General features: G+C 68.7%; 10 protein-coding genes. 3 read left to right on the top strand and 7 right to left on the bottom strand.

The features are described from left to right. Window positions 1–42 precede the first annotated feature (42 nt). From ACFLIM_RS28925 to ACFLIM_RS28905, 5 genes are all read right to left on the bottom strand, one after another. Window positions 43–1,911 (bottom strand): serine/threonine-protein kinase, encoded by a 1,869-nt coding sequence (locus tag ACFLIM_RS28925; RefSeq protein WP_393170730.1) that lies wholly within the window; start codon window positions 1,909–1,911, stop codon window positions 43–45. Between the two features lie 130 nt (window positions 1,912–2,041). Further along, window positions 2,042–3,070 (bottom strand): polysaccharide deacetylase family protein, encoded by a 1,029-nt coding sequence (locus tag ACFLIM_RS28920; protein WP_393170728.1) that lies wholly within the window; start codon window positions 3,068–3,070, stop codon window positions 2,042–2,044. A gap of 140 nt (window positions 3,071–3,210) precedes the next feature. After that, window positions 3,211–4,425, bottom strand: a complete 1,215-nt coding sequence (locus tag ACFLIM_RS28915) for an NADP-dependent isocitrate dehydrogenase (protein ID WP_393170726.1) — start codon at window positions 4,423–4,425, stop codon at window positions 3,211–3,213. Window positions 4,426–4,478: 53 nt separating this feature from the next. Further along, the gene (locus tag ACFLIM_RS28910) at window positions 4,479–4,778 is read right to left on the bottom strand and encodes a DUF3017 domain-containing protein (protein WP_393170724.1); all 300 of its coding nucleotides are present in this window, start codon (window positions 4,776–4,778) and stop codon (window positions 4,479–4,481) included. Between the two features lie 70 nt (window positions 4,779–4,848). Continuing rightward, on the bottom strand, window positions 4,849–5,970 hold the full coding sequence (locus ACFLIM_RS28905) for a citrate/2-methylcitrate synthase (RefSeq protein WP_393170722.1): 1,122 nt from the start codon (window positions 5,968–5,970) through the stop codon (window positions 4,849–4,851). A 181-nt stretch (window positions 5,971–6,151) separates the two neighbouring features. On the opposite strand from ACFLIM_RS28905, the gene ACFLIM_RS28900 reads away from it, so the two are divergent. Then, the gene (locus ACFLIM_RS28900) at window positions 6,152–6,802 is read left to right on the top strand and encodes an FHA domain-containing protein (protein ID WP_393170720.1); all 651 of its coding nucleotides are present in this window, start codon (window positions 6,152–6,154) and stop codon (window positions 6,800–6,802) included. Between the two features lie 188 nt (window positions 6,803–6,990). On the opposite strand, the gene ACFLIM_RS28895 is transcribed toward ACFLIM_RS28900, so the two are convergent. Next, entirely contained in the window at window positions 6,991–8,517 is a 1,527-nt protein-coding gene (locus ACFLIM_RS28895; RefSeq protein ID WP_393170718.1) for a glycoside hydrolase family 10 protein, read from the bottom strand. Window positions 8,518–8,632: 115 nt separating this feature from the next. Between ACFLIM_RS28895 and ACFLIM_RS28890 the strand changes: the two genes are divergently transcribed. Further along, entirely contained in the window at window positions 8,633–10,036 is a 1,404-nt protein-coding gene (locus ACFLIM_RS28890; protein WP_393170716.1) for a glycoside hydrolase family 3 protein, read from the top strand. Next, window positions 10,021–10,893 carry a MurR/RpiR family transcriptional regulator gene (locus ACFLIM_RS28885; RefSeq protein ID WP_393170714.1) on the top strand — a complete coding sequence of 291 codons (873 nt, stop codon included), beginning with the start codon at window positions 10,021–10,023 and terminating at the stop codon, window positions 10,891–10,893. The genes ACFLIM_RS28890 and ACFLIM_RS28885 overlap by 16 nt, the downstream gene beginning before the upstream one ends. On the opposite strand, the gene ACFLIM_RS28880 is transcribed toward ACFLIM_RS28885, so the two are convergent. After that, window positions 10,890–11,660, bottom strand: a complete 771-nt coding sequence (locus ACFLIM_RS28880) for an IclR family transcriptional regulator domain-containing protein (RefSeq protein WP_393170712.1) — start codon at window positions 11,658–11,660, stop codon at window positions 10,890–10,892. The genes ACFLIM_RS28885 and ACFLIM_RS28880 overlap by 4 nt on opposite strands. Window positions 11,661–11,711 lie beyond the last annotated feature (51 nt).

The following is an 11,711-nucleotide window of genomic DNA, read 5'->3' as shown; positions in this document are numbered from 1 at the left end:
GCAGCACGAATCATTGACTTTCGGGATGTTACCCGCTCGTCATCAGCAGGTTTCCATCGCGGGCACTTTCAGCTCCGGTTTGAAATCGACCTTAGCGAAGTGCCTGGTCAGAAGCTGCTCGATGGCGCCCGTACGGTAAAGGTCGGCGATCACGGCCTTGACCGCCTTGCAGGTCTTCAGGTCGCCGTCCTTGATGCCGACGGCGTACCGCTCGTTGTTGAGCTTGGCGCCCAGGATCTTGTACCGCAGGTTCTCCCGGTTCGCGAACCCGGCCAGGATCAGGTCGTCGCCGGGGATCGCGTCCACGCCGCCGCTCCTGAGCAGGTTCATGCAGGCGGCGTAGTCGCCGGCCGCCACCGGCTCGACCTTCACCTTGTCCTGCACCGCGCCGACGGCCGGGCTGTTGGGGGCGCAGATCTTCTTGCCCGCCAGGTCGTCGACGGAGTCGATGCCGCTGCCCGCGCGCACCAGGACGTCGCGGTGCGCCACGTAGTACGGCCCCGCGAACTGGGTCTCGCTCTTGTCGATCGAGTAGGTGGCGATGACGAGGTCCACCCTGCCCTCGGCCAGCGAGCTCGCCCGGTCGTCCCTGCTGACGCTGACGAACTCCGTCTCCTGGGCGCCTAACTCGGTGGCGACGCGCTTGGCGATCTCGATGTCGAAACCCTGGAAGTCGCCGTCGTTCTGCAGGCCCACGCCGGGCAGGTCGCCCTTCACGCCGATCACGATCTTCCCGGTCTCGGCCACCCTGTCCACCACCGTGGAGAACGCGGGCGGGATCTCCTGCTCGGCCGTCTCCGTGGGCTCGGGCCGATCACCGAACGCCAGTTGCGGCCAGCCGTTCATGGCGAGCGCGAGCGCCGCCGCGGCGACCAGGACGAGCACGGCGACCAGCGCGAGCCACATCTTCGCCCGCCCGCGCCGCACGGGCGCGGCGGGCTCGGTCATCGGGTACGGCGGCCCGCCCCCCTCCTGCGGCACCACGGAGCCGTGACCCGGTTTCTCGGGGATCGACCCGGTCGGCACCCTCAGGAAGGGCGTCGTGTCGTCGCTGGCCACCTGCACACCCCGGGTGAGCACCGCCGTGGACGCCCCCACCGTGGACGCCTGCCCGAGCAGCCGTAACAGGATCTGGTCGGCGGACGGCCGCTCCGCCGGCGACTTGGCCAACGCCGAACGCACCACGCTCCGCAGCGGCTCCGGCATCATGCCGACGTCGACCTCGTGGTTGAGGATCCGGTTGAGCACCATCGCGATGGACTTGCCCTCGAAGGCGGCCTTTCCGGTCGCCGCGAAGGCGATGGTCGCCCCCCAGGAGAACACGTCGGTAAAGGGCCCGACGTCGTCGCCGGCGATCTGCTCGGGTGCCATGTAGGCCGGGGTGCCGATCGCCCGGCTGGTGATCGTACCCGTGGAGTCGATGATCCGCGCGATCCCGAAGTCCACCACGCGCGGCCCGTCGGCGGCGATCAGCACGTTGTCGGGCTTGAAGTCCCGGTGCACGATCGAAGCGTGGTGGATCGCGGTGAGCGCGGTGGCGGTGCCGATCGCGAGTCGGTCGAGCACCGTGCCGGTGAGCGGCCCGTCGGTCTCGACGATCTCCCTGAGCGGCCGGCCGTCGATGTATTCGCTGGCGATGTAGGGCGTGTCGCCGTCGAGATCGGCCTCTATCACCCGGGCCGTGCAGAACGACGCCACCCGCTGCGCCGCCTTCAGCTCCCTGGCGAAACGCGACCTGGCGATGGTGTCGCCGGAGAACTTCACGTGCAGCAGCTTGATCGCCGCCTGCTCCCCCTGGTCGTTGACGCCCAGGTAGACGATGCCCTGGCCGCCTTCACCGACCCGTCCTGACAACCGGAAGGACCCCAGCTCGGTGGGATCGCCGGCGACCAGCGGCGAGATCTGCGGCATTCGTCATCCCCACGTCTACAGAACCCCAACGACGCAAACTTTACGACGCTCGGGAACTACACAGGGATCCGTTAAAGGTTCGTGACGTCACGGATTGCCTTTACCGGTCGGTCACGTTCGCCGGAAAGAGCTAGTACGGCAGGCTCCAGGCGGCGAAGCTCTTGCGCAGGTACGGGTTCTTGAACTTCGGGTACGCCACCGTCCTGACGTCGCCGTCCGAGGTGTAGCGCATGTCCGGGTTGTTCTTGAGCCAGTCGAGCCACGCCGCCGAGCAGAACTGGGCGCAGTCGCCCTTCTTCTCCATGACCTTGATGCGCGGGATGCCGGCCGCGTCGAACGCCTTGCTGAACGGCGCCGGAGCAGGCGTGTAACCCGCCAGGAAGGCTCCCTTGTGGTGGTAGAGCTTGCCGCGCAGGGCCCAGTCCTTCTTGGTCGGCTGGTTGCCGTACGGCAGGGCGATCGTGGTGGGCTTGGTGTAGGACAGCGAGTTGATCTGCTTGGCGATCGTGCCGATCTGCTCCTCGACCTCCTGCTGCGAGCGGCCCCGCAGGTTGATGTGGTCGCGGGTGTGGTTGCCGATCTCGAACCCGTTGTCCTTCAGCCAGAGCAGCGCCTGCATCTGCTCCTCGCGTACGGTCTTGCCGAACATGTCGCGGGTCACGTAGAACGTGGCGACCGGGCGGAAGCCCGGGTTCTTGGCGGCCACCTCGCGCAGGATCTCGACGGCGGTGTTCTTCTGGGGGATGCCCATCTCGTTCAGGGTGAGCTGAGATGGGGACGAGTCGTCAAATGTCAGGACCACGGCGTGCTTGCCGGCCGGGATGTCGATCTTGCCGGCCACCATCTCGGCGGCCGTGATCGGCACGTAGTCCTCCTTGACCAGCCGCTCCAGGTCCGCCCTGAACTGCTGCGGCGACCTGTCGTCCGTCGTGGCCGGTTTGTCGACGATCCGGTGGAACATCAGCACCGGGATCTGCCCCAGTTCGTTCGCCTTGACCTTGGCGGCGGCCTTGAGCCTGGCGGCCTTGGTGGCCTTGACCCTGGCGGCGGCGTTGGCCTTGGAGTCGGCCAGCTTGGTGGTGTCGGGCTGCGAATCGCACCCGGTCAGGATCGCGGCGGCAGCGACCAGACCGACCCCACCCAAAATTCCCAGTCGCATCCGAACCCCCCGAGACGCGTACGACCGTTACGAGGTGGCTCCTACCCAGCTGATCAACTGCGCCACGCCGCCCTACCGTCAAGAGATGGTCTGGGAAATGCGAAAGGGCCGCCCGCGGGCGGCCCTCCCAGCGGGAACGCTCAAGCCATCTTCTTCTTGAGATTCTCGTCCAGCGCGGCCAGGAAGTCCTGGGTCGTGAGCCACTTGGCGTCGCCGCCGACCAGGAGCGCCAGGTCCTTGGTCATCTGGCCGCCCTCGACGGTCTCGACGCAGACCTGCTCCAGCTTGTTCGCGAAGTCGGTCACGGCGGGGGTGTTGTCGAGCTTGCCGCGATGGGCCAGGCCACGCGTCCACGCGAAGATCGAGGCGATCGGGTTGGTGGAGGTGGGGTTGCCCTTCTGGTGCTCGCGGTAGTGGCGGGTCACGGTGCCGTGCGCGGCCTCGGCCTCGACGGTCCGGCCGTCGGGGGTCATCAGGACCGAGGTCATCAGGCCGAGCGAGCCGAAGCCCTGGGCGACGGTGTCGGACTGCACGTCGCCGTCGTAGTTCTTCGCGGCCCAGACGTAGCCGCCCTCCCACTTCATCGCCGCGGCGACCATGTCGTCGATCAGGCGGTGCTCGTACGTGAGCCCGGCCTTCTCGAAGTCGGCCTTGAACTCCGTCTCGAAGACCTCGGCGAAGATGTCCTTGAAGCGGCCGTCGTAGGCCTTGAGGATGGTGTTCTTCGTGGAGAGGTAGACGGGGTAGTTGCGGTCCAGGCCGTAGCGCATCGACGCGCGGGCGAAGTCGCGGATCGACTCGTCCAGGTTGTACATCGCCATCGCGATGCCGCTGCCGGGGAAGTCGTACACGTCGAGCTCGATCGGCTCGGAGCCGTCCTTCGGCGTGAACGTCAGGGTCAGCGTGCCCTCGCCGGGGATCCGCAGGTCGGTGGCGCGGTATTGGTCGCCGAAGGCGTGACGGCCGACGACGATCGGCTTGGTCCAGCCCGGGACGAGGCGCGGCACGTTCGACATGATGATCGGCTCGCGGAAGATGACGCCGCCGAGGATGTTGCGGATGGTCCCGTTGGGGGACTTCCACATCTTCTTGAGACCGAACTCCTCGACCCGCGCCTCGTCCGGGGTGATGGTGGCGCATTTCACACCGACGCCGTACTTCTTGATGGCGTTGGCGGCGTCGATGGTGACCTGGTCGTCCGTGGCGTCGCGGTGCTCGATGCCGAGGTCGTAGTACTTCAGGTCGACGTCGAGGTAGGGAAGGATCAGCTGGTCCTTGATGAACTTCCAGATGATCCGGGTCATCTCGTCGCCGTCAAGCTCGACGACGGGACCCTCCACCTTGATCTTGGGCATGCGAATGGTTCCCCTTCAATGAATCGATGCGTTGAGGCTATCGGACCGTCCGGTCAACGGGCCAAAAGGGACAGGATCAGCGCCTTGAGCTCGTTGTTGTAGAGCAGCAGCGAGGTCAGGACCAGCACGAATCCGAACACGGACAACGTGATGACGTCGCTCTTCCTGCTCCGTACGGACAACTGCCCGTCGTACCCGGCGAAGCGCAACGCGGCGGCGATCATGATGACGGCGCCCAGCGCGAACCCGCCCCAGCGCGGGTTCACGAAGAAGGTCACGAGCACGCCGACGACCGCACCCACCAGGATCAGCGGGTACGGTCCCCAGCTCTCGCGTTCGGTCCCTTGGCTCAATGCGCGCGCCTATGGTCGCATTCGCTACGGGCCTGCGTTGGCATCGTGCCTCGCTCTCCCCGGCCCAGGCTCATCGCTCGTCGATCGGCTTCCACTTCTGGTCGGTCTCACCGATGTACTCACTGTCAGGCCTGATCAGCCGGTTGTCGGCATGCTGCTCGATGACGTGAGCGGTCCAGCCCGACATGCGGCTGATTGAGAATACCGGCGTGAACAGGTCGGTCGGAATGCCGAGATAGTGATAGACCGATGCGGCGAAGAAGTCGACGTTCGGATAGAGGCCCTTCGTCTCGAGGACGACCTCCTCCATCTCCCTGGACATCCGGTAGTAGGAGTCGTCGCCGGTGGACTCGGCCAGCTCGGCGGACATCCTGCGCAGGTGCGTGGCGCGCGGGTCCTCGGTCTTGTAGACGCGGTGGCCGAACCCCATGATCTTCTCGTGGGCCGCGAGCTTGTCGCGTACGGCCTGGGCCACGCTACCGGGAGACAGCGACTCCAGCGTCTTCATGACCTGCTCGTTCGCCCCGCCGTGCAGCGGGCCCTTGAGGGTGCCGATGGCGGCGACGATGGCGGAGTGCATGTCGGACAGGGTCGCGGCGCAGACGCGGGCGGCGAACGTGGAGGCGTTCATGGTGTGGTCGGCGTGCAACACCAGGCACTCGTCGAAGATCTCGACCTCGCGCGGGGCGGGAGTGCGCCCGGTGACCTGGAGCAGGAAGTTCGCGGCGATGCTCAGCGAGGGATCGGGCTCGGGGGCGCTGCGCCCGGTGCGGGCGGCGTGGTAGCGGGCGACCAGCAGGGGCTGCTGCGCGGTCAGCCGGGCGGCCTTGCGCAGGTTTGCGTCAGGGGCGATGGAGTCCTTGTCCGGGTCGTCGGCGCCTGACAGCGAGACCAGCGAGCGAAGCGCCTCCATGGGTTTCTGTTTCTCGGCGATTTCGGCGATGTTCGCGGACACCAGACCGCCGAGCTCCCTGGCCTGCGCCAACTCGGCGCCGAAGGCCTCCAGTTCGGAGCGGTTGGGTAGCTTGCCGCGCTGGAGCAGGTGTGCGGTCTCCTCGAACGTCGCGCGGCCGGCCAGATCGTGGATGTCGTATCCACGGTAGAAGAGCCGACCGGCCTTTCCGTCAATGTCGCTCAGCGCTGTGGACGCCGCCACGACATCGGCCAGACCTTTCGTTGGCTTGTCCGCCATGAGTGTTTCCTCCGCTTATCTTCGTCCGAAGTCTACCCGTGAGCAGGTAAAACCGTCCGCAGAGGTCCAGACCAATTTCACGTCGGATTCTCCTTTCGGCAAAGGCGATTCCGCATCCCCTCGTTTGGGTAAGCCGGAGCTGTAGTAATAGTTACGGCGGGCTACCTGGGGAGGAACTGCCGTGGAGGGGCCGTTCATACGCATCGAGGACAGTGGCGAGGTCGTCCCGTTGCGCCCCGAGATCACGACGGTCGGAAGGGGCCGAGGTGTAGACATCCGGCTCACCGATCCCAGTGTGTCTCGACTCCATGCCGAGTTCGTCAGACGAGGACCCTACCTGTATGTCGTGGACCTGGGCCTGTCCAGGAACGGCACACGGGTGAACGGCAGGCCGATCGCCCGGAGGGTTCTCGACGACGGCGACGTCGTCTCCTTCGGCGCGGCGCGGGGTCGCATCGGTGGAGTCCCCCGTGAGGACTTCACCCCCGAGGTCGAGTTGCGCAGGGCGGCCGCGCCCGAGCTGACCAGGCGCGAGGTCGACGTGCTGACCTCGCTCTGCAGGCCGGCGCTGTCGGACGAGGCGTTCGTCGCTCCGGCGACCGCACGCGAGATCGCCGACGACCTGGTCGTGACGGAGGCCGCGGTCAAGCAACATCTGCTGCGGCTCTACCAGAAGTTCAGGATTCCCGAGGGCACCAACCGGCGCACGCGCCTGGCCAACGAGGTCGTCGCGCTCGGTCTGGTACGCCCGACCCCCGTGGTGCCACCACAGCGGTCATCGGCAGCCACCTCGGCCGAGCAGCCGTCGGCAGCCGGGCGAAGGGCTTCCTAGGGACTGGATCGCGACCGGGGCTTCGGCGAGGGGTTCCGGCAGCGTCGGAACCTGAACATCACCGTGCCATGGGCACGGCCACGAGCGGCGGTGAGCGCCCGTAAGGCGACTCACCGGGCTCGTCGCCGGTCAGGAACCGGCCGGCGACGCGCGCGAGCGCAGCATGCCCGGATCCGAACTCTCCGGGGTCAGATCACCCGGAACCCGTTGCTCGGCTTGCTGGTCCTGTTGGCCCGGTCCACCGCCACCACGTAATAGTGGTCGCCGCGCTTGCCGTCGGGGTCCGTCCAGCGGACCTGCCGGTCGCCGGGCACGACCGCGACGAGGTGGCGCGCGTCGGCGAACGCCCCGGAGGACGCGTTCCGGTCGAACCGGAAGATCGCGAACAGGAACGGCTCGTCCCTGCCGGTGGCCACCGCCCGCACCTCGACCCCGCCGGAGCGGCGCAGCGCGTACGCCAGCACAGGCCGCCGCGGCGGCTCACCGTTCGCCAGCCTGGGCAGCACCGGCGCGAGCGCGGGCCGCTGGTAGTGCTCGTTCACGGCGGTCGAGATGGAGCCGATCCGGTCGACCTTGACGTCGTTGGCGTTGTACCAGATGTCGCCGCCGATCTCGGGGTGGTCCCTGTTGAGCGTCAGGTGCCGGGACAACTCGGCGGGGACCTGCCACTCCGCCGCCTGCGCCGGGTCGCCCGCCTTGTACGCGGCCTGCCCGATCCACAACGACGTGTTCGTACCGCTGGCGACGTCCGACCACCAGGGCACGAGCTTGGAGTAGTCGGCCGGCGGTTGCCCGATGTACCAGTAGAGCTGCGGCGCGATGTAGTCCAGCCAGCCCTTCTTGACCCAGCCGCGGGTGTCGGCGTGCAGGTTGTCGTACGACTGGCCGCCGTTGGTGTCGGAGCCCAGCGGGTCGGTGCCCTTGTTGCGCCAGATGCCCGAGGGACTGATGCCCCACGCGATGCCCGGCTTGGCGGCCAGGACTCGCTGCTGCATCTCCTGGACCATGAGGTCGACGTTGTCGCGCCGCCAGGAGGCCAGGTCGGGGAAGCCGGCGCCGTATTCGGCGAAGGCGGCGCTGTCGTCGAAGGCCGTGGTGTTCGTCGGGTAGAAGTAGTCGTCGAAGTGCAGGCCGTCGATGTCGTAGCGGGTGACGGCGTCCATCATCGCGTCCTGGCAGAACTTCCGGACCTCCGGCAGGCCCGGGTTGTAGTAGAGCTTGCCGCCGAACGGCAGGATCCAGTCGGGGTGCTTGCGCCCGGGGTGGTCGGGGTGCAGCTTGGCCGGGTCGGCCTGCATCGAGACGCGGTACGGGTTGAACCACGCGTGGAAGGCCAGGCCCCGCTTGTGCGTCTCCGCCACGGCGAACCCGAGCGGGTCGTAGCCGGGGTCCTGCCCCTGGGTGCCGGTCAGATATTGCGACCAGGGCTCGAACGGTGACGGCCAGAACGCGTCCGCCGTCGGCCTGATCTGCACGAACACCGAGTTGAGCTTGCGCTGCTCAGCCACGTCCAGCCAGGCGAGGTACTCGGCCTGCTGCTGGTCGGCCGATAAACCCGGCTTGGACGGCCAGTTGATGTTGACCACGGAAGCGATCCACATGCCACGCATCTGGCGCAGCGGCGGGACCGTGGTGTCGGCGTAGGCCGGCAGCGGGACGGCGGACGCGGCGGCGGCGAGGGCGAGACCCTTCAGGAGAGTCCTTCTGGTGGGCATGGGGGGTGGCCTCCCGGAAGTGGTTGTGTCGAGGGCGACGATGACAGAAAATTACCTTCAGATCAACAACCGTGAAGGAAAATGCCGAATGACCGGTGACCTGTACAGGCAGGCGATGACAGTACTGCACCCTGGCTACGAGGGGACGTCCGTTCCCGACTGGCTGCGCAGGGCTCTGGGCGAGGGCCTGGGCGGTGTCGTGCTGTTCGCCCGCAACGCCATTGACGAGCGGCTCGTACGGTCGCTCCGGGCCGAGAACCCGGGCACGGTCATCGCGATCGACGAGGAGGGCGGGACCGTCACCCGGCTGGAAGTCCTCGCCGGCAGCTCCTTTCCCGGCAACCGGGCGCTGGGCGTGGCCGACGACGTGGATCTCACGCGGCGGGTCGGCCGACAGATCGGCCGGATGCTCGCGGACCTGGACATCACGCTGAACTACGCGCCCTCCGCCGACGTGAACTCCAACCCGGCCAACCCGGTGATCGGCGTGCGCTCGTTCGGCCCGGCCCCCGATCTCGTCGCCCGCCACACCGTCGCCTACGTCAACGGGGTGCAGGGGGCGGGGGTCGCGGCCTGTGCCAAGCACTTCCCCGGGCACGGCGACACGGTCACCGACTCGCATCTGGCGCTGCCGACCGTACACGTCTCCCGCGATGTGCTCGTCGAGCGCGACCTGCCCCCGTTCCGGGCCGCGATCGGCGCCGGGGTGCGCGCCATCATGTCCGGTCACCTGCTCATCCCCGCTCTTGATCCGGAACTGCCGGCGACGCTGAGCCGTACCGTGATGACCGAGCTTTTGAGGGGCGAGCTCGGCTTCGACGGGATGCTCGTCACCGACGCGATCGAGATGCGGGCGGTGGCCGCCATGTTCGCCCCCGGCGAGATCGCGGTGCGCGCGCTGAACGCGGGTGCCGACGCCATCTGCGTGGGGGTGTGCGCCGAGGAGACCGTGCGCGAGATCCGCGACGCGATCGTGGCGGCGGTGCGTTCCGGGGTGCTGCCCGAGGAGCGGCTCGCGGAGGCGGCCGCGCGGGTGCGCGCCCTGTCCGAGTGGTACGCCGCCCAGTCCGCGCTGCGCGAGAAGGCCCGCGCCGACCTCGACGAGGGCGTCGGCCTGGAGGCGGCCAGGGCGGCGCTGACCACGGCCGGAACCGCCACGCTGGACCGCGCCCCGCTCGTGGTCGAGGTCAACACCCGCTTCAACAAGGCCGTGGAGTCCGCCACGCCGACCGGCATCACGGCGGCCCTCACCGCGCTGTTCCCGGACACGGCCAGGGTGCAACTGGAGCCGGAGGGTGAGCTGCCGGAGCTCGACCACCGCCCTGTGGTGCTGGTGGTGCACGACGCCGCCCGGCACGCGTGGGTGCGCGAGGCCGTGGCCGGGGTCGTGGCGACCCGTCCCGACGTGATCGTGGTCGACACCGGCATCCCCGCCGCGCCCTCCGGTGCGGCTCATGTCGCCACCCACGGGATCTCCCGCGTGTCCGCGCAGGCGGCGGCCGAATGGCTGACGAGGTGACCACCGAGCCTGCGAACCCGGTCGCCGCGGTACGTGCCGTGTTGCCGTCGCTCACCCCGGCGGCGCAGGCCATCGCGCGCATCATCCTGGCCGACCCCGGGCTGGTCGTGCGGAGCACGATCACCGAGTTCAGCGGGGTGTCGGGGACGAGCGAGGCGACGATCGTACGGACCGCCCGCGCGCTCGGCTTCGCCGGGTACTCGCAGATGCGCTTCGCGCTGGCCGCGGCGGTGGCCAAGGAGCCGGAACGCCTGGTGCCCGGCGACCTCGGGCCCGACGACCCGCTGACCGACGTGATCGCCAAGGTGGCGCGGGCGGAGTCGGAGGCGCTGGCGGACACCGCGGCGCAACTCGACCCCGACCGGTTGGAGGAGGTGGTGAAGGCCATCGCGGTTGCGCGGCGGGTGGACGTGTACGGGGTGGCGGCCTCCGGGCTGGTCGCCGCAGACATGTCGCAGAAGTTGTTGCGGATCGGGTTGTCCAGCCATCCGTTCAGCGACGCCCACCTCGCCCTGACCAGCGCGGCGCTGCTCAGGGAAGGGGACGTGGCGGTGGCGATCAGTTGTGGTGGGGAGACGCCGGACGTGCTGGTGCCCGCGCGGACCGCAGCCGAGGCAGGGGCGCTGATCGTAGGAATCACTAATAATCCGCGCTCTTCGCTGGCCGACCTGGCGGATCACACGCTGGTGTCGGCGGGACGCGAGACGGCGTTCCGGCCCGGGGCGCTGGCCAGCCGGATCAGCCAGTTGCTGATCGTGGACTGCATCTTCGTGGGGCTGGCGCAGCGGACGTACGACCGGGCCGACGCCGCCCTCCGCGCCACGCGGGACGCGACGGACCGCTACCGCAGGCGCTAGGCGCGGGCGACCGAGAGGGAGGCCAGGTCGGCCTCGATCTTGGTGGCCGTGGCCAGCAGTGGCGGCAGGAGGTCGCGGCCGGCCGCCTGCAGGGTCGTGCGGCTGGCGTGGGTCGAGACGTTCACCGCCGCGACGGTCCGGCCCGTGCGGTCGCGGATCGGCGCGGCGATCGAGCGCAGGCCCTCCTCCAGCTCCTGGTCCACCATCGCCCACCCGCGATGGCGCACCTGGTCCAGCTCGGCGCGCAACGCCGCGGGCAACACGATCGTCCGGGACGTGAGCCGCCGCAGCTCGGCCCGTTCCAGGTACGCCTCCAGCCGGTCCGGTGAGAGGGCGGCCAGCAGCACCCGGCCCATGGACGTGCAGTAGGCCGGGAAGCGGGTCCCGATGCTGATCGTCACCCGCATGATCCGGGCCGTCGCCACCCGGGCCACGTAGACGACGTCCTCGCCGTCGAGCACCGCGACCGAGGCCGACTCGTGCACCTCGGCCGCCAGCCGTTCAAGGTGCGGATCGGCGACCTCGGGCAACGACAGGCTGGACAGGTAGGCGTACCCGAGCTCCAGCACCCGCGGCGTGAGCGCGAACAGCCGCCCGTCGCTCCGCACATATCCGAGGTCGGCGAGCGTGATCAGGAAGCGCCTGGCCGCCGCCCTGCTGAGCCCGGTCGCGCGGGCCACCTGGCTGAGCGTCAGCTCGGGCTCCGTGGCGCTGAACGCCCGGATCACCGCGAGCCCGCGGGCCAGCGACTGCACATGATCGACCATGGTGATCCCCTTGACAGGAGCGGCCAAAGGCGTAAGTTCCGCGATACGGGG

Origin of the sequence: Nonomuraea marmarensis, from assembly GCF_043197025.1 — a bacterium.
Lineage (GTDB): Bacteria > Actinomycetota > Actinomycetes > Streptosporangiales > Streptosporangiaceae > Nonomuraea > Nonomuraea marmarensis.
This window is presented reverse-complemented; position numbering and strand designations above follow the sequence as displayed.